We start from the raw sequence: 23,143 nt of genomic DNA on the forward strand, positions 1-23,143 counted from the left end.
CCCATGCCCATCGTCCCGGGGGCAGCCCTTCCGCCCCGCCACACAGTGTGCGACCTCCACAATTGCAGATTCCTGCAATTCCCGGGGACCCCCGCGGGCTGCCGGGGGTCCCGGCCACGCCGTCGCCCGGCCCCGTGCGCTGCCGTCACCCGGCCTCACAGGGGCAGGGTGATCCAGATGCTCTTCCCGCCTCCGTCCGCGTCGCCGCGGACCACCGCGGTACCGCCCAGCTCCGCGGTCATCTCGGTCACGGTGGCCAGCCCGCTGCCGGGCGCCGTCGCCGGGGCGCGGAGCAGCGGCGGCCGGTAGGGGTGGCGATCGTGGACGGCGAACGCGAACACACCCGGCCCGTACGCGTAGGTGACCGTGATCGTCGGGGTGACGGCCGCGGCGTGCCGGACCGCGTTGGTGACGAGTTCGGCCAGGATCAGCAGCGCCGCTCCGGTACTCGGGTGGCGCAGGCCGACCCCGCACTCGACCAGGACCAGCTCGGTGGTCTCGCGCGCGATCCGCACCGCCGCTCCCATCGCGGGCACGGTCAGGACGTGCCGGTACGGCAGCGCCTGCGGCAGGGCGGCCGTCATCGGCCCGCCGGGTGGTCGGCGCGGGCGATGCGGAACCCGGACACCGACTGCGGACGGAGGCGCAGCAGCGTGTCGTGGGGGCCGTGGCTCCGGCCGGGCAGGGTGCGCCGGTAGTGGGCGGCCTCGTGGGGGTCGGTGACGACCTCGGCCGGACCGTGGACGCTGACCGTCCAGCCGGTGCCCGCCGGGCGGATCTCGTCGACCTGGTAGGTCAGCGCCGTCCTGGCCAGGGCCGCGGCCGCCTGGACGGGCGCGCGCACCACCAGGCGCCCGTACTCCACCACGTGGGCGGCCGGGCGGATGACGGCCTGATCGCGCTGGAGGTGGACGAGCCTGCCCTGGGAGGAGCCCTCGAGGAGCCACAGCGCCTCGGTGCCGGAGACCTCGATCAGGCGCAGGGCCGCGGCGGCGGGGTCGGTCATCGCGGCGCCTTCCGGATGCGGTGCGGACGGGGGTCGGGGAGGGGGTGGTGCCGAGCGGGCAGCAGCCCGGCGTGTTCGAGGTGCCTGCGGGCCCCCGCGATCGCCTCGGGCGTGGTGGCGTACTCGCGGCCCTCGTGCCGCAGGAGCGCCAGGGCGCCGACCGATTCCAGGGCCTGGCGCTGACCGGGGCGGATGCCGGAGGCCAGCACGGCGATGCCGCGCCGGTTCAGCTTCTCCACCACGTCCTTCAGCACCAGGGCCCCGGTCGCGTCCACCGTGGTCACCCGCGACATCCGCAGAATGACCACCCGCACGTCGGAGACCTCGGAGAGTTCGAGGAGGAAGCGGTGGGCGGCGGCGAAGAACAGCGGACCGTCGATCCGGTACGCCACGATGTGCTCGGCCAGCAGCGCGTGCTCCTCGTCGCTGTGCCCGCCGGGCAGGTCCGGGCGGAGCCCGACCTCGTCCAGGCGGGCCTGGGCGGCCACCGCGCGCAGGGCCAGGGCCCCGGCCACGACGAGCCCGATGATCACCGCGTAGACGAGGTCGAGCACCAGGGTGGCCGCGGCCGTCAGCACCAGCACGGCGGCGTCGGAGCGGGTCGCCCTCGCCATGGCGCGCAGCGCGCCGACCTCCACCATCCGTACCGCCGTCGCCAGCAGGACACCGGCGAGCGCGGCGAGCGGGATCGCCGACACCAGGGGAGCGGCGGCGAACACGACGGCGGCGAGGACCGCGGCGTGGGTGAGGGCGGCGAGGCGGGAGGAGGCGCCGCTGCGGACGTTGACCGCGGTCCGGGCGATCGCGGCCGTCGCCGGGATCCCGCCGAACAGCGGGGCGGCCAGGTTGGCGACGCCCTGCCCGAACAGCTCCCGGTCCGGGTCGTGCCGCTGCCCCACCGTCATCCCGTCGGCGACGGTCGCCGACAGCAGCGACTCCAGCGCGGCCAGTGCCGCCACCGCCACCGCCGGAGCGAGCAGCGAGCCGAGCGCGGAGACGTCCAGGAACGCCAGGGAAGGGGCCGGGAGCCCGGAGGGCAGGTCCCCGATGGCGGCAGCCGCGTCCAGGTGGAGGAGCTGCGCGGCGAGGGTCGCGGCGATGACCGCGACGATCGAGAAGGGGACCGCCGGACGCCACCGCGCCCCGGCCAGCATCACCCCGGCCACGCCCAGGGAGAGGGCGACCGCGCTCCAGTTCGGGGCCGCGGCGAACGCCTGCACCGCCCGCCACGCCACCGGCAGCACCTTCTCCCCGCCGCTTTCGGCGACCCCGAGGGCATGGGGCACCTGCTGGAGGCCGATGACGCAGGCGATGCCGAGCGTGAAGCCCTCCACCACCGGAGCCGGCACGTACCGCATGTACCGCCCGGCCCGCAGCAGCGCCAGAGCGATCAGCAGCACACCGGCCATCAGCCCGACCGTCAGCACACCGCCGGGCCCGAACCGGGCCACGATCGGCACCAGCACCACGGTCATCGCGCCCGTGGGCCCCGACACCTGGAGGTTGGAGCCGCCGAACACGGCGGCGAGGGCGCCCGCGACCACCGCGGTCACCAGCCCCGCCTCCGCGCCGAGCCCCGAGGACACCCCGAATCCCAGGGCGAGGGGGAGGGCGACGATCGCGACGGTCATCCCGGCCAGCAGGTCCCGGCGGGGGTTCCGCGCCATGAGCCGGAGATCGGCGCGTGCGGGCAGGACGGCACGCAGACGACCGGCCGCGCCGAGCAGGAGGGGATTCACGGAGCCTGATCCCCGCCCGTGCGCCGTTCCCCCGGGAGCGTGCTCGGCGGTACCGGCCCGGTCCGCGGCGGTTCCGGTACGCGTGCGCGCCCCGGGTTGCCGAGCCTGCGGGAGGACTCGGCCTTCGCCGGATGCAGCGGAAACGGCACGGTCTCTCCTCCGCTCGATCTCCAGGCCGCCCACGGATGCCCGGGGCCGTGCCCGCGGCTACCTGCGGACACGGCACCTAAGGATGTATGTAATTGCAAATTTCTGCAACTCCTGGTCCTCTGGGCCCACCGGTGCACCCGCGTGGGGTGTCGTATCCGCTGCACCGGCTGGGCTGGTCGCCTTCGGGTGCCCGCACATCGGGCGGCCGAGCGGGATGGGCGGGCCGTCGCCGTGTGGCGGACGGGGCGGTGGTCACGGGCAAGAGGACGGGGCGGCTCCTGGGCGCGTGGGTGGCCTTCGAGGGTGAGGCCGGGGCAGGACCTGAAGCGCGACGAAGGCGGATGTCCTTTCAACCTGAGCGTCAAACGGCATGAGGCCCTCCCGAGGAGTTCGGGAGGGCCTCGTTTCAGCAGCTACGAGATTTCCGCCAGCCATTCCGAGTCGCGGTCAGGAACGCAACGGGGGAATCGAATGAATCCTCCAGTCCCCAGCTCAGATGGCGCCCTGGGGAAACCCGTAGTGAGGACCTCCCCGCCGAAAAACTCTCCAGGCTTCCATGCGGCCGGAGCAGTCAGGAAAGACCTCGATCCGAAAACGAGGTTCCCAACCCACAGCGAGATATCCGGAGTCGCCGAAGGTCACCTCCGATACGGCCGGTCGAAGTCGCTCGAAGATCCCATTCAACGTCGCGGCCCGTGAATCATAGACGGTCCTGAACTGTTCAAATGAGTCCGAATCCGCCCCCTGTTGCGGGTACCTCATGTCGCGAGACCCCAGAATCACCTTCCCTTCCTGCAAGATCCGGAAAGGACACTGTATGTGGAAATTGATCACGTCGCCACGAAGCCCGGCAAACTCAACCACACCCAAGTCTGCAGCCCTGCCGGCAGAGTGAACTTTCGCGCCTTGGAGGAGTCGTTGGATCTCAGCCATCTGATCGTTAGCAGTCACCGAACAACCCCTTTCCCTCTTCCACGATTCGGTGATAGCCGTACCCCTGCCCCGTGATTCTATCGTGCAGGGATCGACGCTCTGCGGGCGTTATCTCCCGACCGAGGCTTCGTTCGATCTCGCGCAGCGCATCCTTTAATTCCTTGTTCTCTGCCTGGCTTCCTCGCGGCGCCTGGTAGTCGTCGTCATCGAGATCACCCGAGTCCCAGCTCTTCTTGAGATTCTCGAGCTCTTTCTCCCAGTCGAATCCACCGTCATTGTGCACGAGCACTGGCGTGGCCCCCGCCAGCACATAGTACGTGTGCGCGCCGGGCGGGCGTCACCTGCATTTTCGCTGGTCAGCGAATTCCAGCCTGTCCGTGGGTGTGCGTGGAAGTGCCTTGTTGTGCGTCTGTGTTGCCGCTGCGTCAGACCACGCTGAAGCCCCGCCAGGTGTGGCGAATTCGAGGGGTCGTTGCAACACCGTGGTCGGTTGATCAGGCGGTGAGCAGTTTGGACAGGCGCTCGGCTGGGGTTTCCCAGCCGAGCGTCTTGCGTGGGCGGCCGTTGAGTTCGGCGGCGACAGCAGCCAGGTGTTCGCGGGTGTGGACGGACAGGTCGGTGCCCTTGGGGAAGTACTGCCGCAGCAGGCCGTTGGTGTTTTCGTTCGAGCCGCGCTGCCAGGGGCTGGCTGGGTCGCAGAAGTAGACCGGGATGTCCGTGGCCATGGTGAACGTGCGGTGGGCGGCTATCTCCGAGCCCTGGTCCCAGGTCAGGGAGCGTCGCAGGTGGGCAGGAAGCGTCTTCACGGTCTCGACCAGGGCATCTCGGGTGGCGGGTGCGGTGTGGTCGACGGGGAGGTGGACCAGCATCACGTAGCGGGTGGCGCGTTCGACGAGCGTGCCGATCGCCGAGCGGTTGTCCTTGCCGGTGATCAGATCGCCTTCCCAGTGGCCCGGGACGGCCCGGTCGTCGGCCTCGGCGGGACGGTCACTGATCATCACCATGTCCTTGACCGCACGATGCTGGCGTCTGTCGGGCTGGCGGCGCGGGCGGCGGCGGGCGCGTCCGGTCCGCAGGGCTCTGGCAAGCTCGCGGCGGAGTTCACCGCGGCCCTGGACGTAGAGCGCCTGGTAGACCGTCTCGTGGGTCACGTGCATCTCCGGCCGGTCGGGAAACCCTCTGCGCAGAGCCTGGCAGATCTGCTCGGGACTCCACCGTCGGGTCAGACGCTCCTGGATGAAGTCCCGCAGCTCGGGGTTCTGGCCGATCTTCCCGAGCTTGGGGCGGGGCCGGCGGGCATCGGCGCGGGACTGGGCCGCATGCGGCCGGTAGTGCCACTGGCCGCGAGGATCGACGGTGCGGTTGCGGTGGATCTCCCGGCTGATGGTGGACGGGCTGCGGCCCAGCTCGGGCGCGATGGCCCGGATGGTGGCCTTCTCCCGCAGCCGGTCGGCGATGTGGATGCGCTCCTCCTCGCGCAGGTACCGCGACGAGACGGACTGTGGCGCCCGCACAGCATGCGCGGGCGCCACAGTCCGGTTGGGACTCGTCCTGCCGTTCCGCCATTCACGGCCGGTTCTCAGGTTGATCCCGACGACCCGGCAGGCTTCCTTGTTCGAGTACCCCAGCTGCATGAGGCGGAAGTATTCCTCCCGCTCACGCCGCAGCTTCCTGGGCCCCTGAGCCTTGCGGATCTTGCGAACCTCGAAGTCCATCGCACCCCTTGAGCTGGGGTGTTGCGACGACCACTAGAACTCAAGATACCTGACGGGGCCTCAAATTTACACAAGCGTACCGCTGTGCGGGGCTCAGTATCTGGGCCGGATCGACTCCAGTGGGCCGCTCCGTGACATTACGGCCGTCTACCGCTCGGAGATCCGTAGTTGGCGGTCAGGGTTGCAGCGTACTTGTCCGGAACGGTCCGCCCCGCGAAGGTCAGCGGGAGATACGACTCCAGTGCGCCTGACACCTCCAGGAAGGGCCCGAACTGCGCGCGCCATTTGTTCCGTGCGACCACGTTCGGAAACCCCCGGAAGACTGCAACCTCGGGATCCCTTTCGCCCCAACAGCCCCATCTCCCGGAAGGTCCAGTCACAGCGATGACGTTCGCAGAGATCGCGATCGACCCCATGATGTCGCCGTCCGGCTCGTGGCCGATCGCCGCCCAGTAGTCGTCCATGTCGGCCTCGACGGACAACGACAACGCCGGGTACATCCGGTACTCCGGGAGATAGAACCCGTCGCAGTCCGGCTCAAGAACCAGCAGTTCGACATGCCTGTCACCATGCCACCGGGCCATCGTGCGGAGCGCCGGCCAGAATTCCGGGGTGAGGACCGCATCGAACTCACAGAACAGCGAGTCCTCCGCATCTTCTTTGAAGACTTGGTCAGGCAGCCTGGCGTCGAGATCGAAGGTGGCTGCGCCACGGCAGCGAACATCCAGATAGCTGTTGCGATCGATCACTATCGAACCCGCCTCTGCCATTAGTCCTCACCCAGCCTGATCTTGATATCGGCCTTCTTGGACCCCGGATTGTAGTAGTCAGCCGTCCACCCCTCGTGGGTGTTCGCCTTCCCGCGAAGGAAATACCTTGCCCCATCCTTCTCGTACATGATGTTCGGGCCCTTGTCGGTACGAGCCCACCCATTGGCCTCAAGGTTCTTTCCGAAGTCCACGGGACCGACGTCCGTCGACTTGTTCAGCATGCGAGCGCCAGGCTTGGTGATGTCCTCATATTTTGACGCGGTCGGACAGTCGCTGTTGTGAACCAGGACCGGGGTCTCGCCCGCCTGCACATAGTACGTGTGGACGTCCTCGATCGTGAGGTCGTGTGTGCGCTGGCGCTTCTCGAAGTGGCGGATCCTGGCGACCTCGACGGTGTCGCCTTCCGGGGTGCGCAGGCGCGTGCCCGGCTTGATGTCCCCGGCGTCGATCCAGGCGGCCTCGTCGACGGCCCAGAAGGGATGCGTCGTCGTGGAAATGAGCGCCGCCGCGCTGCCGTCGCTCTCGACGGTCAGGTCGACGAAGTCCTTGTCGTCCTCCGTGACGATCGTGGCGACCACCTCACGCGTGGTGGTCTCGCCGGTCTCCGGGTCGGTGACGGTGACGCTGTCACCGAGTTCGACCTCTTCGATCGGTTTCGTCTTCCCGTCGGCAAGAAGGACCCCGGTGCCTGGTAGGAAGCTGTGCTTGGTCAGGCAATCACTCGCCTGCTTGGTCACTTTCGCCTTGGCAGCGGCGAGTTTGTCCTTCGCCTTGTCCAGGGCCTCGGAGCGCTTCCACATGTCCTTGGCGCCACCGACGAGGTCATCGAGCAGGCCCCAGACACGCTTGGCGAGCTGGTACCCCTTCTTCCATTTGAAGGGGCTGCCGTACTTGGCGAGGAGCTTGCCGGCCAGGCCGCCGACGAAGCTGCTTGCGATGTTCAGCGCCGTTTCGCCACAGGAACCCAGGTCGCCGCTGGAGAAGCAGTCCAGAGCGGCGTCGATGCCAAGCTCCTTCTTGGCAATCTTGACCAGTTCCTTGACAGCCTGCTTCGTCTGCTGCTTGGCGCCGTTGTACTGGCGCTCCGCCCGGTCCCTGTCGTTCTGGGCCCGGTAGACCGCCTGCTGCTTCCTGGGCTCCGCGTAGAGCTTGGCGATCTGCTGCATCGCCCACTTGTAGAGCCGGAGGAATCCCACCCACTCGCCCGACGGATCGGAGAGTGTCACGGGGCTGTTGTTGGCGTAGGCGTAGCCGTTGATCTGCTGCGGCTGCCTGTAGTCGATGATCGGGTCGACCGAGATGAACTTGCCCAGTGCGGGGTCGTACTCGCGGGCGCCGACGCTGGTCAGGCCGGTCTGCTTGTCGATCGTGCCGCCGACGAACCCCTTCTCGCCGGGCCACTCGCCGACCGGGCTGCCGCGGTCGAGCCCGTAGGGGTCGAAGCGCCGCTGGGACACCGAGCCTGTGGTGGCGTCGACCGCCAGCTGGCCCGTGCCGTGGTGGTCGGAGGACAGGAAGGCCAGGTTCCCGCTGTCGGAGCGGACCGCGACCGTCTGGCCGGCGAAGGAGTAGTAGCGGGTGGCCTCGACCTTCGAGGAGCCCTTGGCCAGCCGCAGCTCCATGCCGGGCAGGTAGACCGTGGTGGCCGTCGCGTCACGGCGGACCACGCGGTCGCCCCCGGCGTCGTAGACGTAGGTCGCCTCCGCGCCGCCCGCCTCGGTCGTCCTGACCAGCTGGCCCTCGACGTCCCACTCCAGCTTCTGGGCGTCGCCGCCGATGACGCGCTCGGTGGTGTTGCCGGTCGCGTCGTAGGCGTAGGTGTACTGCTGGTCCACGCTCGGGCCGTCCTCGACGACCTTGGTCACCGCGTGCGGTCCGGCCGCGCCTTCACCGTAGGTGTAGGTGCGGGTGATGTCCTCGGCGGCGTTCAGGCCGGTGTCGTGGATGACCTCCTTGGTGCGGTTGCCGATCGCGTCGACCTCGTACGACTTCCAGTACGGCGCGGGGCCGCCGAGTGCCTTGCCGCCCGCGGGGGCGGTACAGGCGGACGGCCGGGAGCCGCCCGTCGCCGCGCCGGACGTACCCGCGCCCGCCGCCGTTTCGGCGGTGGCCGCAGGCGTCCATGCCTCGGCGAGCCGCTGGCCGCTGTCGTAGGCGAAGCACTGCAGATCCGCGGAGCCGACCCCGGTGTCGGCGGTGTCCGAGATGGACAGCACCTTGCCGGACTGGTCGTAGGAGTAGTGCGCGGCCTTCAGCGAACGGCTCTGCGAGGAGACGTCGACCACCGCACGGGTGAGCCGGTCGGTTCCCTTCTCGTACTGGAAGGTCTGCCACAGCTTCTGGCCGCCGTTGTCGGACAGCTCCAGCTGCTGGAGCAGGCTGGTGTTGGAGTACACCGTGTCCGTGACGTACGACGTCTTGCCGCGCATGGACGTGGGGCGCTGCAGGTCGTCGTAGCCGAACACCACGGTCTCGTTGCCGAGGCCCCCGGCGGCCGGCATACCGATGCCCTGGACGGTGCCGTCGAAGTTGTAGCCGGTGGTGAAGGTGTAGGTCCCCGCCAGCGCGCCCTCGGACTTGGGCACCGAGTACGCGGTCTTCAGCGGCTGGTAGAAGGCGTCCATGGACTGGGTGACGGTGGCGAAGTAGTCGCTGCCGCCGTTGACATAGCGCAGCGAGGCCCATGCCTGGCCCAGCCAGCCGGGCCGGTCGTAGCGGGTCTCGGTGAGCCGGGTGCCGGTGTTCGGCTCGCCCTCCCAGGTGGTCAGGGTGCGGCCGAGCTTGTCGTAGACGGTGGAGCGCTTCTTGCCCCGCGCGTCGGTGCCGGAGACCGGACGGTCCGCGGCGTCGTAGGCGAACGTGGAGACGCCGATGTCCGGGTCGACCGTCTTGACCTTGCGGCCCATCTGGTCGTACTCGAACTGCCAGACGTTGCCCTTGGCGTCGGTGACCTGGGCCAGTTCGCCGCCCGGCGTGTACCTGAACTTCGTCGCGTCGTACCCTGCGCCCGGACCGGGAGGCCCGTTCACCGCGGGTGACTCGCCGTGGTGGTAGCGCAGCTCCGTGATCTGGTCCGCGGCGTTGGTGATCTTGGTTACCGGCACGCCGCCCTGCGGCGGGTCGAGATGAGTGCGGTCGCCGTCGTACCGGGTCGTGGTGGACCACTGCGGTGCGCCGGCGACGGCGAAGGTCTCCTTCGTCGGGCGGCCGAGACCGTCGTACTCGTAGAGCGTCTGCGCGCCGACCTCACCGTTGCCGACCTCCAGCAGCTCGCTGGAGGGTGCGCCCACGGCGTTGTAGGTGCTGTTGGTCTTCTTGATCTTGCCGACGCCGTCGTAGAAGGTGTCGGCGACCATGCGGCTGCCGTCCGGACCCTCGGTCTGCAGCTGCCGGGGCCTGAGCAGTCCGTCGTAGAGCTGCCACTCCACACCGTAGGAGCCGCTGATCTCGATCTTCTCGGTCTTGACCGCGACCGGCTTGTCCCGGCGGACGAGGTAGGAGTACTTGATGCTCGGGGCGTGCGTCCTGGGCCGGTCGGGCAGCCAGAGCGACACCAGGCGGCCCAAGGGGTCGTAGGCGAAATCCGTGCGCTTGCCGTTCGGGTCGGTCTGGCCGGCCGACTGGCCCCACGCGGGGGCGAAGTCGGTGGTGGTGACATGCCCGAGGGCGTTGGTGGCCTTGGTCTTCGAGATCAGGCCGTTGACGTCGGTGTACTCGGTGGTCGTCCTTGCCCCGACAGCGTCGGTCTGGGACGTGGGGCGGCCGAAGGCGTCGTATGTGGTGTGTCCGGTGACCTGGTAGGTCGCCGTGGAGCCGTCGTGGGAGGCCAGCCGCTCCGTCGTGGTGGCGTCGCCCCTGGTCGGCTGGTCGCCGAACGAGCCGCCGTCGTACGAGGTCCGCTCGTCGGCTATCACCTGCGTCCTGCGGTCCGGCGTTGCCGAGCAGCTGACCGACACGGCCTCACTGCGGGAGGGCAGTTCGTACATGTGCTCGGAGGTGTTGTCCGTGTACCACAACCGGGTGCACTTGTCGTCCTCGGCGGTGGAGACATCGCCCAGGTCCTCGACCATGCTGACCCGGCCGGTGCGGTTCCCCGTCTCGTACCACGAGGTGGACTTCGTCTCCCGCCAGCCGCCGGACGCGAGGGCGGTGTACCCGCGGGTGACCCTCGGCTGGACGATCGTGGCCTTGGTGGTCTTCCACTTCCTGGTCTGCGTGGCCGTGTCGTGCTTCCACGGCTCGCTGATCACCTTGGAGACGACCTTGTCCCCGTCCCAGGTCCGGGTCTCGAGCTCGAAGCCGGTGTACTTCTCGTGCCCGGTGTAGGTCTTGCCGGTGGAGTCGGTGACCTCCTCAGTGCGGGTGCCGCCTCCCGGCTTCTTGTCGCCGTCCAGCCCCTGGAGGTACGTGTAGTCGAGCCGTGTCGACATGGTCTGGCCGTTGCCGTTGCCGTTGCCGCTGGTGACGGTGACCTTGCCGTAGCCCTGCCACTGGTCCCAGGTCAGGAACTTCTCGTCGGTGATGCCGTCCGGCTCGCCGTGCCGCCAGCCGGCGTCGCCCTTGTAGTCGTAGCGGGTGACGACATCCTCGCCGCCGCCCGTGCGGTCGGTCTCGATGATCTCGGCGACGACGTACTTGTGGAACCAGTCGGTGATCGGGTCGATATGGCCGGGCGGGGCCCACCTCACGGGATAGCAGCGGCCCGTCTGCTCACCCGGCTTCGGCAGCTTGTCGGCCGTGCACTCGGTCGGCGCGTAGTTGACGTCCAGCTGTGTGCCGGTCTCGGTGAGCACCGACGCCAGTCGGAAGCGGTGGAAGGGCGCGATGTTGTCGCCGTCCTTGTCCACCCGGTTCTTCAGCTGGATGCCCTGCAGTTCGAGCGAGGGGAGCTTGGCGCTGCCGCCGACCCTGCCCTCGTGGTCGATCGCGGAGAGCCACAGGGTCTTGGAGTCGTCGCCATTGTCGGTGAACAGGTGGGTGAAGGTCCAGGCGTCCACATCCGTGTAGGCGCCGGAGCCCTTGTGCATCTGCGTGGTGATGCCGGTCAGCCGCTTGCGGGTCCAGAAGGTCGCCGAGACCTGGCTGGAGTCGCACTTCGCCCCCGCCTTGCAGTAGCGGTCCACCGGGGTGTCCGGCCAGTGCTTGGCATTGGCCTTGGTGAACGTGCCCGCCGCGCAGTCGAAGTCCTTCGTCGGCAGGCAGCGCTCGGCGGTGTGGAAGACGACGCGCGCCCCGGCATCGGTGGAGAACACCTTGCCGTCGCGCTGGCCGTGGTCGATGCGCTTGAGGTAGCCGCCGCGCGTGTACGCGGTGCCCTCGACGTCGGTCTTGCCGTTCAGGGCGTAGTGGTTGGTCTCCTTGCCGTACAGGTAGGACATCACGTTGCCGCGGGTGTCCTTGACGTAGTCGAGGTTCCAGCGCCAGGCCTGCTGGCAGTGGGCCTTGCTGAACGTCGCATTGTGGCAGGGCTCGCCGGAGTCGTCTCCGAAGACGGGCACCGTCCACGTGGAGTCGGTCTCCTCCTTGCCGGATGTCCAGCCGGGGCGGCGGTTCAGGCCGAAGTAGTACTCCGTGCCGTCGGTGGTCGTCACCTTCCAGTGCTCACCGTTGTCGTCGCCGTTGTGCGCCCCGGTCAGCTGCTCGACCCTGGCGCCGTTCTCGCTGGCGAGATGCCATTTGCCGGAGGTGTCATCCTTGATCAGCTCACCGGAGGCGCCCTCCAGCATGATGGTGGCGTTGTCGAACGCCCAGCACTGCTCGGCGGAGGACTTGTGGCCGTCGTCCGAGCAGGGCTTGTAGCGGCGCTCGATGTAGCCGGGCTCGTAGGAGAAGCCCTCACCGGCCCAGGAACCCTGGTTGTTGGTCGCCGAGGTGCGGCCGTCCACCGCCTGGGAGGAGTAGCCCAGCCCGACCGACGGGGTCAGACCGCCCGGGGTCGGCACCGTCCGGATCGGGTAGTTCCAGGAGAACCCGCCGGACGAGTTGGCCACGGACCACTTCGACGAAGGCGACAGCGGAGTCGCCCTGTAGTCGCCCTGCGAGGAGGAGTCCCCGCCGGTGACGGCCAGCAGGGGGGCCGCCTCACCCGCATGGGTGGACAGGCCCGCTCGGTCGGCGTCGGCCTCGACGGTGGCGGTCACCGTCCGGGCGTCCGCGTCGTTCCGGGAGTCGAGCGGCTTCGGCAGCTCGGGGCAGTCCCTGCTGCCCGGGGTCGCCTTGGCGGCACAGGCGGGAAGCTCCACCAGCCGCAGACGGGCCCCGTAGTCGCCGCCGTACGCCTCGGCGAACTTCGCGTAGTTCACGGTCAGCTCGACCGGTGCGGACGTCTCCACTCCGTCCGCGCGCTGCACCCGCAGCAGCGCCGCGCTGCCCAGTTCGGCGGCCCGCTCCCGGCCCAGCGACGAGACCCGCACGCGGTCCGGGGCCGGACTCCCGGCCCTTGCCGCCGGGGAGTGTTCGCTTTTGGCCGTGGCCTTCGCCGAGAGGTGTGCGTCGCTCGCGGTGACCGGAAGTCCGCCGATCGTGGCGGTGTCGCCGGTACCGCCGGGCGCCGCGGCGCCCTTGGGCACGCCGTCGCGGCTGCCGAGCTGTGCGCCGACGCGCAGCGTGGTGCTGTCGCCGTCCGGCCACTCGGGCGCGTCCAGCGTCTCCACCGCGGCCTTTGCCGCCGGGTCGGCACCGCGTGGTTTCGTCCTGGCGTTCTTCCCCTGTGCCGGCTCGCCCAGGTCCTGGACGCCCGGCCGGTCTGTGCCTGCGGCTTCCACCGGAACGGCTTGCACCGTCCCCGCGGACAGGGCGAGGCTCAGGCCGATGACGACCGATCCCGCCCAGCGGCGCGATATGCGCCGGGTCAACAATCGTCCTCTGAAGGACTTCACTGGATCTCCCCGATTGTGCCCATGCGGGCGTCTTCATGAAGAGCTGCCTGAGCGGGCCGGTCCGGGAACCGGACCGGCCCGCCCGAGCGCTCGTTAGATGTCCGGCCTGGCGGTGATCTGTGCCATGTGCCGGACGGCGAGCGGGTCGGCCGCACCCGCGTACACCCGGACCTCGTCCAGGGCGCCTGCGAAGTACTCGCCGCCGCCCAGTGCCGACCGGCCGACCTGCAGGCCGCCGGTGGCCTTCCACAGCGTGTCGTCCGAGGTGATCGCCGAGTCGGCGAGCTGCCCCTCCACGTACAGCCGCAGCTCGTTGGCGAACGCGTCGTAGACGACGGCCAGATGCTGGCCCGATCCCTCGTTCGTGGCCGGGTGGACGTCGTCGGTGACCTTCACGGTCGCCGTCCCCGACGTGTCCTCCTCGGCCACGACCAGCTCCCACTGCCCTGTGGTCGCCTGATAGCGCACGGCGAAGCGGTCCGCGTGCGCACCCGGCAGTGAGATGACCGTCTGGGACCGCTCGGGGTCGAGCGTCGTCGGCAGCGCCCGTACGGCGACGGTGAAGCTGGAGTCGCCCCGGACCGGGGCGCTCTCGGTCGCCGCATGGCCGGTCGATCCGTCCAGCTCGAGATGCCCCTCGCCGACCAGCGCGGTGGGCCAGCCGAACAGCGGATCCGGCTGGTAGACGGAGGCGCCGCCCGCGAGCGTCAGCGGCTCGCCGCCCTGCTGCGTGTTGGCGGCGGATCCGCCTGGGGCCTCGTCCAGCATCCAGTAGCCCCTGCGCTGCGGTGCGACCGTCATCAGCTCGGCCACCTGGGCGGGCGGCAGGACGCGGTCGAACGCCCGTACCTCCGCCAGGTCGCCGTGGAAGTGGTCCCGGTAGCCGCTCTTGCCCAGGGTGCGGCCGATCTGCAGCGGACCGTACGAGGTCCAGTGGGAGTGGCGCCCGACGCTGCCCTTGGCCTGGCCGTTGACGTAGATCCGCAGCTCCGGCCCGCCGGCGGCGTGGGCGTCGTAGACGCCGGTCAGCAGCACCCACTGGTCCTTGACGGGAGTGACGCCCGCGCTGACCTTCCAGTGTCCGAGCGTGTTCACGTCGGACACCGGGACGGAGAAGGCCCAGGAGCCGGCAGCTGCGTCGTAGCCGAGGACGAAGCCGGGCTCGCCGGTGCCGTCCTGGCTGACGACGGCCATGTCCCGGTCCAGTGACGCGGGGCGGACCCAGGCGCTGACGCTGAAGCTCGCGTCGCTGTCCACGACGGTCCGGCCGACGTCCAGGTAGGCGTTCCGGGAGCCGTCCAGGCGAGCCGCGAAGTCGGCGCCGCCCCCGGGCCCCGGCACACCGAAGCTCACCCCGCCGCCTGCTGCCGCGGGGTTGCGGCCCGACTCGTCGTGGGCGTCGGCGACGCCCTCCTCGTCGGCCAGGTTCCACTGCCCGGCCGCGGGCAGGCCGTCGGTGACCAGGAACTCGTGCTGGGCCCGTGTGCTGGAGTGACCGGCCTTGTCGAACGCCTCCACCGTCACCCAGTGGCGGCCCGCGCTCTGGGGGGTCCAGGTCACCGAGGCGGAGCCCCCGGCCTTGTCGGCCGCGATCGTCTTCACCGCATCGCCGTCGAAGGCGTAGCGGTACTCGACCAGGTCATCGTCCGGGGTGCCGTCCTCGGTGTCGGGACTGAAGGTGAACGTCCCCGAGGTGCCCACGCCGTGGTGCCAGATCTCGTCGTCGGGGTACTGCGCGGAACTCACCAGCGGTGCACCCGGCCTGGAGGCGTCGTAGACGAACTCGCAGCGCTGCGGACTGCCGGCGTGGCTCCACTCGCCCCAGGCGTCACCGTCGTAGGCCCGGGCGCTCCAGTAGACGACCGTGTTCTCCGGGATCGACGACTTCACCCGGTGGCGGAACACCGTGCCCGCGTTCGGCGCCTTGTAGGAGGTGTCGTAGGTGTACGACTGCGCCTTGCCCGCGGAATCCGTCCAGTCCACCTGGAACTGCATCTTGACCTTGTCGGTCCCGGACGAGGAGTGGTCCGGGTCGCGTGCCTCGGCGCGCAGCTCCGGCGGCTCCTCGACGTACGGCCGGCCGGCACCCCAGACGCACGTGCCGCCGGGGGACGACGACATCAGCCGGGAGTCCACCTGCTTCGGTGGGTTGTTGTAGTCCACGGAGAGGTAGGTGTTCCCGCAGATGCGCTTCCAGCCGGCGTAGCTGCTCTCGTCCCCGGCCTTCAGCCCGAGCGACAGCGAGGACCAGCCGCCGCCTGCCGCGGTCTTCAGCTCGCTGGTGAGCTCGCCGCCCTCGAAGTGCAGGTTCGCCGAGCCGGAGCACGATGTCGGCGAGATCTTCCTGTCCACCGTCATCAGGAAGTCGTCCCAGTCGTCCTTGGTGTTGCTCCAGTTGCTGGACGAGGTGATCGTGTGGTTCTTCCCGCCGATCCGGTAGAGCTGGATCGGCTCCGCCTTGGCGTCGGCCCAGTAGACATGCTCGACGCGGGCCGAGAAGGTGGCCTTGAGGATCTGCTTGCCCTTGTAGAAGGACGTGGGCACGGTGTACAGCGTCCGCCGCACGCCGACGTTCTTGCAGCTCGTCGGGTTGTAGTTGAGCGGGCACTTGCCCACGCCCGCGCTGCCGGAGTACTTCCACTCCTTGGTGCTCGGCATGCCGGACATCACGGCGGTCCAGGCAGAGCGGTGCGTGGTCTTGGAGACGGGGTCGATGACGACCGGGTAGACCGTCTCCTCGCCGTTCAGCAGCTTGGTGTCCGGCACGAGGGTGAGCTTCTCGTCCGCCACTTCCAGGTCCACTGCCGCAGTGGCGCCACCGCCGCCGGGACCGTCCAGTTCCGCCGCGCCGGCCGGCACCTCGGGGTTCGCCTGCGGCTCGGTGGCGGCGCGGGCCGACGCGGTGGTGCGGACCGAGACCGGCCGCGCCGCTGCCAGCTGCGGTGCGGGGCCGCCCGGGGAGTCCGCGCGCTGTTCCGCGACAGCCGCCGAGTCCCACATCGCAGGCTGGCCCGCCTCGAAGACCGTGCCGCCGACCGTGGCGTCGACGGCCCGGAGCGCGCCCGATTCGGTCTCCTCGACCTTCAGGCCCTCGGTCCTGACGCCCAGTTCGATGCGTGCCAGCTCAGGGTTCCTGGCCGCCTCCGGCGTCTTGACCACCAGGAGGTGGCCCAGTCCGTCGACCTCGGCCTTCGCCACGAGGTCCACGCCCGGCAGTACGTCGCGGTACGTGGCGGTGTTGGCCTCCACGTGAGGCGCGGGCAGTGCACCGCCCGGCCAGGTCAGCGCGAACTCCCGGCCCGCCTTGCGCATCCGGGCGAAGGCACCCTCGCCACCGCCCGAGAACTCCAGCTCCACGGTCGCCGCCTTGGGCGACCAGTTGCCGTCCTCGCGCTGGGCCAGGGTGTCGTCGACGTCGACCCAGTCGCCGCCGCGCCTGGTGCGGACGGGCTCGGTGTACTCGATCGCGGTGAAGGAGCCGTCCGGGTTGGCGAAGACCTCGCGCCGCTCCTGCCGGAGCCCGGTGACCTCGACCCGCCGGCCGTTCTTCTCGGCGGCTGCGCTCGCGGTCTGCTCGCCGAAGGCGCCGTGCGCCCCGTCGGTCCCGGCGGTCGCGCCGACGGCTCGCGCCGCGGTACCCGAGGTGACCGTCGTTTCGGACGGCTGTGCGGCGGGCCAGGTCAGACCGGTGGCCAGCAGCCCGAGGGCGGCGGCGAGGCCGGCGGCCGTACGGGACGACGCGGCGCGTCGCCGATGGATGCCCATGTGTTCTCTTCCCCGTCGGTCCCTGCCGCGCTGGGGTGCGGCTGCGCTCATCAGCGGATCACCGCACCGAAGGACGTCTGCTCGGCAGGCACGCCGCCCTCGCCGGGCCTGGTGGCCGTGACCTCGCCGGTTCCGCCGGAGAGGATGTTCGCCCAGGGCAGGCCGTAGACGCCGCGTTGGGCGGCCGGCCCGTACGGCAGGCCGACGTGGAGGCGGTCCGCCGTCGCCAGCAGACTGCTGCCGAGGTAGGAGCGCTCACCGGCCTCGTGGGGGAGTCCGTGGCCGCTCTGCGGCACCCAGGCCCCCTTGCCCACGGGACCGGTCATCGGGAACACCTGCACGGCGCCGACGTCCGCTCCGGCTGCGGTGTCCTCGCCGGGAATGCCCACGGCGAGCAGCATCGTCGAGGCGGTACCGACGGAAGCCGGCGCGGCGTTGACGGCCGTCAGGTGCTGACCGAACTGGTCGCCGTCCTCGCCCACTCCCTGGACGCCGGAGATGTTCTGGCTGATGTCGGCCGTCTGGGAGATCTTCCCGGATGCCTGAATGTGGATCAGAACGACCCGTCCGGCATCCTCTCCCGTGGTCAGATCCTCTCCGGGTGAGCCGACCGCCAGGATCGAGTCGGTGGCCGCGGAAGCTCCCGACGGACGGTACGGAACCATGGCCAGCGAGCCGCCGAACCGGTCGTCCGCCTCGGCCGCCCCGTTGATGCCGGGACTGTCCTGGTCGAGCCCGGCGACCGGCGCGGGCATGCCCTGGGAGTACGGTTCATGGGCGACTATCTGAACACCGCCGGAGAACTTCTCCGTGCCGATGGCCTCTCCCGGGCTGCCGATGGCGAAGTGGCGGGGGGAGCCGGCGAGGGAGTAGCCGAACCGGTCGTTCTCCTCGGCCACCCCGGCGAACCCGGCCACATCCTGGTGGAGGGTCACATTGGTGTCCCGGCGTACGTAGTGGACTCCGCCCGCGTCCCTCGTCGTGCCCAGGTCCTCGCCGGGCACGCCGATGGCCAGATAGGGGTCGCCGCCCGCGGTGGCCCCGGCTGCGAGCGAGAAGCCGAACCAGTCGCCCGCCTCGGGGGCCGAACGGGCGATACTGCCGGTGCCGGTGCCCTGGATCAGGCTGACGCCCGCGGGCCCTTCCCCGAGTCCTGCGGGAGCGCCGTAGATCACCTGCACGACACCCGCCTCCGCCTCGGCGCCGACGCCCTCATAGGGGACACCCACGACGAGATCGCTGCACCCGTCCTTGTTGCCGTCGTAGACCGCAAGCGTGTGGCCGAACCGGTCGTCCGCCTCCGGGGTGCCGGTGACGCCCCTGGAACCCTGATGGACCGTGGCCGTCCCCTTGCCGCCGCCGTAGACGACGCGGACCAGGCCGGCTTCGGCCTTCCCGGCGACCGTCGCTTCCGGGTCGGCGATCGCCATGTCGCGGATGCCGTCCCCGTTGAAGTCCGAATCCGTTCCTGCGGTGCAGCCCGAGGCCGCGGCGGCGGTCGATCCGCCGAGCGCTCCCAGGGACAGCGCGCACAGCGCCATCGATGTCCCAAGTACCAGTGAGGCTTGTCTACTTCTGGCTCCGCGTTTGAGCACCAGATCCCCTCCGTTTTGTTGCACAGGTCAAGAGGACCTTACGAAATCTTCACTGTGCCTACTTGGTGCAAGTCGGGCATTTCGCCCTAATAATGATCACGCGTCGATCACGATCGGTCAGATCCGTACCTCTGGCATGACGACACGTCACAAAGGCGCCGCCATAAGCACATGGGCGCTCGGCCCTGCCTGAACGTCCGCGCGTTGTGCGGGCCGTGGTCGTGCTCCTGGTGCGTTGTGGTCGAGGGCGCCCCCTCGATGGGCAGGGGCTTCCTCGTGTGCGGGGTGTGATCGCGGAGGGCGTGGCAGGCGGAGGTGGCTGCCGCGCGGAGGGGGACGAGCGGGCCCGGGGGGTGTGAGGAACTGCTGACGCCGGCCGGCAGGCCGGCAGTCATCGGGTGAGGTTCACACTCGCTCCTCGGTGCCTGTCCTTCGGTCTCGGAGCCGTTTCAGCATCAGACCGGCCGCCACGCTCAAGCCGACGCCTACGGCTGTGCCGACGGAATTGAAGAGCACGTCGTCGAGGTCCACGATCCGTCCGTGGCCCCCAAGTCATTGCACAAGTTCGACGACGACAGCCGTCGTTCCGCATAGTCCGAGGCATTTCGCTGCCGAAAGGCCGGGGCGTGCTGTCGTCAGCAGCACTGGCAGTGGCACGAACATCAGCCCGTTCGCTACCCACTGCCGTACGACCATCTCCTTCTCATAGGCGGTGACATAGGCGCTGTCCGCTCTCAACGTTTCCATTCCCGGGCTCAGCCAGAGACCGCCGCCGCTTCCGCCGGTACTGCCGTCAGAGGCGGTGAACGTCGCCGCGGCGATGAGCGCCAGCCAGAGAGCGAGAGCGAGAGAGCCGATGCGACCGACAGTCCGGGGCCAACGGGTAGCGGCACTCCGGAGCCCCAGCGCCCCCAGGAGGGTCAGCAGCAATGCCGCCGCCACCGTCGCAGGCGTCAGGTACAGGATGACGCGCCACATGACTCTCTCTTCCTCTCGCCCCGGCGGAGCCTCTTGCGCGGCCGCTCACCGAAGGGGCCGCTCCCGCGCAGTGCCCCCGTTCAACCTCCGGCGGGGTCGGTCACGGCCGGACGGCGCTTTTCAGGAGTCTCAGCAGTGCCACTTGGAGATGTAGGTGTAGGCCTGCCACTTCATGATGCCCCGCACGCAATTATCGGAGCTCACATTGAGGTGCCGGGAGTACGACGTGCAGGACCCCGCCCACACCCCGTAGAGGGGCGAGTCCGTGATCCGCGCCGACAGGTCGCTGTAATCCGACCCGTCGTACGCTTTTTGATATCCGAGCTGCACGGAGACGTCACCGGAGCCACTGCTCTTGCAGTACTCGGTGCGGTACGTGCCGGTCCTGCCGGTGTCCGGGCCGATGATGCAGACTTCACCGTTGCTGAGGTTTCCGCACTTCGCGGTCTCCCGGACGCCAGACGTTCCGGCGTTCGCAGGGCTGGCAATCCCGAACACGAGTGTCGCCGCCGCGAAGACGACAGCCATCCCGAAGTCCGCAGTCCCGGGCGGCCGGTGCCGCCCCTCCTCCCGAAGGCCGGCCCGGTATCCTCGCCGATGTCCCGGCCGGTACCGGGCCGCTCGTCGAAGGGGCCGCACAGCGCGGCGTCCGGATGCGGACCGTCGCCGGTCACCTGCCGGACCGGTTCCCGGTCTCCCGACGCATGTCGAGACGGAGGACCGGACGGGCGCGTGCCCGCCCTTCCCGCAGCGGCGGCCGCTCGCCGTCGGGCCGAAAGCGCGGTGCGGAGGCGCCCCGACCCCGGCGCAGCCCCCCGGGTGCGGCCGAACAGACCTGGAGGACTCCTGATGGCCCGCACCACGCCGCCCCGGCCCGTCGACATCGAGGCGCTCTTCCCCGCGCTCGCCGCCCACCGGAGGACGGCGACCCGGCTGCACCCCCGACAAGGTGCGCCGACGGCGGAGGAGAGCTCGATCGCCGGACCGCTGCTGTGGCCGGTCGACGAACCGTGGCCGGTCTGCACCGCCGTCCACCCGAAGACCCGGGGCCATCTCCTGTCCGACGTACGGCTGCGGCGGCGTATCCACGCGGGCGCGCGCGGACGGGAGTACACCGACGAGGAGCGCCTGCTCCTGCACGGCACGGCCCCCGGGCGGCACCACCCGGACCGGGACGCCGTCCACCCGTTGCCGCTCCTGGCCGTGGCCCAGCTCTACACCCGTGACGTGCCGGACCTCGACGGGCCCCGCGGACACGACCTGCTCCAGGTGTTCTGGTGTCCCTTCGAGGTGCACGGGACGGACCGCACGATCGACGTGGTCCTCAGGTGGCGGCGGTCCGGGGACGTCGGAGCCGTCCTGACACCGCAGCCCGAGCCACCGGTCGCCGGTCGCGAGGAATGCGTCCCGACCGCGTGCGTCCTCCACCCGGAACAGGTCGTGGAGTACGAGTACCTGGGCCTGCTGGGCGAGGACCTCCAGCACGAGATCGCCGAGTGGGAAGAGGGCCTACTCGACGGCGATGACGACGAGAACGGGACGTGCGCCTCCGCTCCCGCGAGCTACGCCACCTACGAGGAGTACGAGGCGGCGACGGCCGCCGCCCGCGCCGAGGAGCCGAAGGAGGTCGACTACATGAGCGACCTCTCCATCGCCCCCGGCTGGAAGGTCGGAGGCTACGCCTCCTGGCACCTGACCGACCCCGCCCCCGTCGACTGCTCCCGCTGCGGGACCGCGATGCCGCCCCTGCTCACCGTCGACGCCCAGGAGTGCGACGGCGCCTCCCGGAGCTGGCTGCCCGTCCAGGACGGGGCGGACGACCCGGGAGTCGTCGATCCCGTCGGTGTCCACCTCGGCCGCGGCCTGATGCGCATCCACACCTGCCCGGCCGACCCGGCGCACCCCCACCGCCTCAGCTTCCAGTGAGCCCGCCCGGGCCGCGGACGGGGCCCCGGGGAGCGTGGACGGGGCGACGGTCAACGAGCCGTCAGAGCCTGTGAAGAAGCCCCGGACTGCGAGGTCACTCCGCCCTGGGCAGGCACTCGGCGAGCAGGTCGACGACGTCCCGCCAGGCTCGCTGCGCGTGCAGCGGGTGGTAGCCGACGCCGGGGACCACGGGGTGGCTGACCGGCAGGTGGTGGAAGGCGTGCAAGGCGCCGCCGTAGACCACGAGGCGCCAGTCGACGCCCGCAGCCTGCATCTCGGCGGTGAACGCGTCCCGTTGCGCGGGCGGCATGATGGGGTCCTCCGACCCGACCCCGGCCCACACCGGGCAGCGGATGCCCGCAGCCTCGCCCGGTCGGCCCGTGGTCAGTCCGTTGACTGTCGCGATCGCGCGCAGGTCGACGCCGTCGCGCCCGAGTTCCAGCGCGATCGCGCCCCCGGTGCCGTAGCCGACGGCAGCGATCCGGTCCGGGTCGGTCCGCGGCTCGGCGCGGAGCACGTCGAGCGCCGCGTGGCCGATGCCACGCATCCGGTCGGGATCGGCGAGCAGCGGCAGGCAACGGGCCAGCATCTCCTCGGGGTCGCCCAGATAGCGCCCGCCGTGGAGGTCGAAGGCCAGCGCCACGTATCCCAGCTCGGCGAGCGCATCGGCCCGGCGGCGCTCGACGTCGCTGAGTCCCACCCCCTCGGGCCCGACCAGGACCGCCGGCCGGCGATCGGCGCCGGCCGGGAGCGCGAGGTGCCCGATCATCGTCAGACCGTCGGCCGGATACACGACCGTACGCGTCGAAATCACCGTCATGCGACGGGACTGTAGTGATTGTCGAGCCCGGTCGGGCAGGTGTTCCGCCGCCGGCGGAAGACAGGTCTCCGGCGTGTTCCGAAACCTCTCCGTCAGCGGTTCGGCTCAGTTTGTCTTCAAGGCCGGACCCGGGCGAGAGCGCGGCACGGCCACCAACCGCCCCGAGCGAATCCGGTGGCACCGAGGGCCTTCCGGCGACAAGACTGCACCGGCGAACACCCTGCCACCGCCGCCGCCCTGCTCCATCTGCCCGTACGGCACCCGCGCGGCCGCGACCTCGTTCCCGACCGTGAACGGCCCACCGACGGCCCACTGACGTCCCACCCACGGGCCCGGGTTCCACTCACGTCCTCCATACCCCCTCCCCGTACTATGGGCACGTGCCGGAGGGCCTGGCCGCGAAAGGGGACCGAGGTGGCGGTGCGCCGGGAGAGGACGGTGTGGCTGGGCCGTGGTGCCCTTGCCGCCGCGCTGCTCCTCGGCCTCCTGCTGATGCACGGTCTCGGTCACCCCGGCGAGCACACGGCGCCCCGCCCGGACACCCCGCACGCGGTCGCGGAGTCCCATGCCTCCGCCATGCCGGGCGAGTGGAGCGCGTCCTCCGGGAGCCTCCACCAGGCCGGCACCGTCCCGGTCCACGGCTCGGACGGCGCGGCCGTGTGCCTCGCCGTCCTCGGCGCGGGCCTCGGGGTGCTGCTCCTGATGGCCGCCGCGCACCGCCGGCCGTCGACCGGCGCCCTGCCGTCGGCCGCGCCGCGCCTCGCCCACGCGCTCCGCGCGCACCCGCCGCCCGCCCCGCCCGGGTCCCTGCTGACACGCCTGTCGTCGCTGCGCAGATAGGAGGACCGGCCGCTCCGCCCCGTGAGCG

The 23,143-nt window shown here is 70.3% G+C and carries 15 protein-coding genes; 2 read left to right on the forward strand and 13 right to left on the reverse strand.

What is annotated here, in order from left to right; genetic code table 11:
• Positions 1–155: 155 nt before the first annotated feature.
• The 12 genes from NPS70_RS20035 to NPS70_RS20090 all read right to left on the reverse strand — a co-directional run bounded on the left by NPS70_RS20035 (position 156) and on the right by NPS70_RS20090 (position 20,057).
• Positions 156–584 carry an ATP-binding protein gene (locus tag NPS70_RS20035; RefSeq protein WP_256525715.1) on the reverse strand — a complete coding sequence of 143 codons (429 nt, stop codon included), beginning with the start codon at positions 582–584 and terminating at the stop codon, positions 156–158.
• Complete coding sequence (locus NPS70_RS20040; RefSeq protein ID WP_256525716.1) at positions 581–1,006, reverse strand: pyridoxamine 5'-phosphate oxidase family protein; 426 nt, start codon at positions 1,004–1,006, stop codon at positions 581–583. The genes NPS70_RS20035 and NPS70_RS20040 overlap by 4 nt, the downstream gene beginning before the upstream one ends.
• Positions 1,003–2,673, reverse strand: coding sequence for a SulP family inorganic anion transporter (locus NPS70_RS20045; RefSeq protein ID WP_256525766.1), 1,671 nt, complete (start codon positions 2,671–2,673; stop codon positions 1,003–1,005). The genes NPS70_RS20040 and NPS70_RS20045 overlap by 4 nt, the downstream gene beginning before the upstream one ends.
• A gap of 1,162 nt (positions 2,674–3,835) precedes the next feature.
• On the reverse strand, positions 3,836–4,138 hold the full coding sequence (locus tag NPS70_RS20050) for a hypothetical protein (protein WP_256525717.1): 303 nt from the start codon (positions 4,136–4,138) through the stop codon (positions 3,836–3,838).
• Positions 4,139–4,322: 184 nt separating this feature from the next.
• The gene (locus tag NPS70_RS20055) at positions 4,323–5,462 is read right to left on the reverse strand and encodes an IS30 family transposase (RefSeq protein WP_374212030.1); all 1,140 of its coding nucleotides are present in this window, start codon (positions 5,460–5,462) and stop codon (positions 4,323–4,325) included.
• Between the two features lie 218 nt (positions 5,463–5,680).
• Positions 5,681–6,292, reverse strand: coding sequence for a hypothetical protein (locus NPS70_RS20060; protein WP_256525719.1), 612 nt, complete (start codon positions 6,290–6,292; stop codon positions 5,681–5,683).
• 20 nt (positions 6,293–6,312) lie between these two features.
• A complete protein-coding gene (locus NPS70_RS20065) occupies positions 6,313–13,167 on the reverse strand; it encodes a polymorphic toxin-type HINT domain-containing protein (RefSeq protein ID WP_256525721.1) in 6,855 nt (2,284 codons plus the stop codon).
• A gap of 117 nt (positions 13,168–13,284) precedes the next feature.
• The gene (locus NPS70_RS20070; protein WP_256525722.1) at positions 13,285–16,956 is read right to left on the reverse strand and encodes a LamG domain-containing protein; all 3,672 of its coding nucleotides are present in this window, start codon (positions 16,954–16,956) and stop codon (positions 13,285–13,287) included.
• Positions 16,957–17,006: 50 nt separating this feature from the next.
• Complete coding sequence (locus tag NPS70_RS20075) at positions 17,007–18,497, reverse strand: VCBS repeat-containing protein (protein ID WP_256525723.1); 1,491 nt, start codon at positions 18,495–18,497, stop codon at positions 17,007–17,009.
• A gap of 459 nt (positions 18,498–18,956) precedes the next feature.
• Positions 18,957–19,082 (reverse strand): hypothetical protein, encoded by a 126-nt coding sequence (locus NPS70_RS20080; protein ID WP_256525724.1) that lies wholly within the window; start codon positions 19,080–19,082, stop codon positions 18,957–18,959.
• Positions 19,083–19,103: 21 nt separating this feature from the next.
• Positions 19,104–19,529 carry a hypothetical protein gene (locus NPS70_RS20085; RefSeq protein WP_256525725.1) on the reverse strand — a complete coding sequence of 142 codons (426 nt, stop codon included), beginning with the start codon at positions 19,527–19,529 and terminating at the stop codon, positions 19,104–19,106.
• Positions 19,530–19,658: 129 nt separating this feature from the next.
• Entirely contained in the window at positions 19,659–20,057 is a 399-nt protein-coding gene (locus NPS70_RS20090; RefSeq protein WP_256525726.1) for a hypothetical protein, read from the reverse strand.
• A gap of 321 nt (positions 20,058–20,378) precedes the next feature.
• Between NPS70_RS20090 and NPS70_RS20095 the strand changes: the two genes are divergently transcribed.
• Positions 20,379–21,455: a hypothetical protein gene (locus tag NPS70_RS20095; protein ID WP_256525727.1), complete on the forward strand. Its 1,077-nt coding sequence runs from the start codon at positions 20,379–20,381 to the stop codon at positions 21,453–21,455.
• 94 nt (positions 21,456–21,549) lie between these two features.
• On the opposite strand, the gene NPS70_RS20100 is transcribed toward NPS70_RS20095, so the two are convergent.
• On the reverse strand, positions 21,550–22,275 hold the full coding sequence (locus NPS70_RS20100; protein ID WP_256525728.1) for a dienelactone hydrolase family protein: 726 nt from the start codon (positions 22,273–22,275) through the stop codon (positions 21,550–21,552).
• 414 nt (positions 22,276–22,689) lie between these two features.
• On the opposite strand from NPS70_RS20100, the gene NPS70_RS20105 reads away from it, so the two are divergent.
• Positions 22,690–23,115: a DUF6153 family protein gene (locus tag NPS70_RS20105; RefSeq protein WP_256525729.1), complete on the forward strand. Its 426-nt coding sequence runs from the start codon at positions 22,690–22,692 to the stop codon at positions 23,113–23,115.
• Positions 23,116–23,143: the final 28 nt, after the last annotated feature.

Origin of the sequence: Streptomyces sp. C10-9-1 (assembly GCF_024497955.1) — a bacterium.
Taxonomy (GTDB): domain Bacteria; phylum Actinomycetota; class Actinomycetes; order Streptomycetales; family Streptomycetaceae; genus Streptomyces; species Streptomyces sanyensis.

Bases quoted from the DNA above. Each gene is read 5' to 3' on its own strand.
- NPS70_RS20055 (WP_374212030.1), bottom strand. From the start codon at position 5,462: ATGCAGCTGGGGTACTCGAACAAGGAAGCCTGCCGGGTCGTCGGGATC.
- NPS70_RS20075 (WP_256525723.1), bottom strand. From the start codon at position 18,497: ATGGCGCTGTGCGCGCTGTCCCTGGGAGCGCTCGGCGGATCGACCGCC.
- NPS70_RS20045 (WP_256525766.1), bottom strand. From the start codon at position 2,673: ATGGCGCGGAACCCCCGCCGGGACCTGCTGGCCGGGATGACCGTCGCG.
- NPS70_RS20035 (WP_256525715.1), bottom strand. From the start codon at position 584: ATGACGGCCGCCCTGCCGCAGGCGCTGCCGTACCGGCACGTCCTGACC.
- NPS70_RS20085 (WP_256525725.1), bottom strand. From the start codon at position 19,529: ATGTGGCGCGTCATCCTGTACCTGACGCCTGCGACGGTGGCGGCGGCA.
- NPS70_RS20090 (WP_256525726.1), bottom strand. From the start codon at position 20,057: ATGGCTGTCGTCTTCGCGGCGGCGACACTCGTGTTCGGGATTGCCAGC.
- NPS70_RS20070 (WP_256525722.1), bottom strand. From the start codon at position 16,956: ATGGGCATCCATCGGCGACGCGCCGCGTCGTCCCGTACGGCCGCCGGC.
- NPS70_RS20100 (WP_256525728.1), bottom strand. From the start codon at position 22,275: ATGACGGTGATTTCGACGCGTACGGTCGTGTATCCGGCCGACGGTCTG.
- NPS70_RS20095 (WP_256525727.1), top strand. From the start codon at position 20,379: ATGGCCCGCACCACGCCGCCCCGGCCCGTCGACATCGAGGCGCTCTTC.
- NPS70_RS20040 (WP_256525716.1), bottom strand. From the start codon at position 1,006: ATGACCGACCCCGCCGCCGCGGCCCTGCGCCTGATCGAGGTCTCCGGC.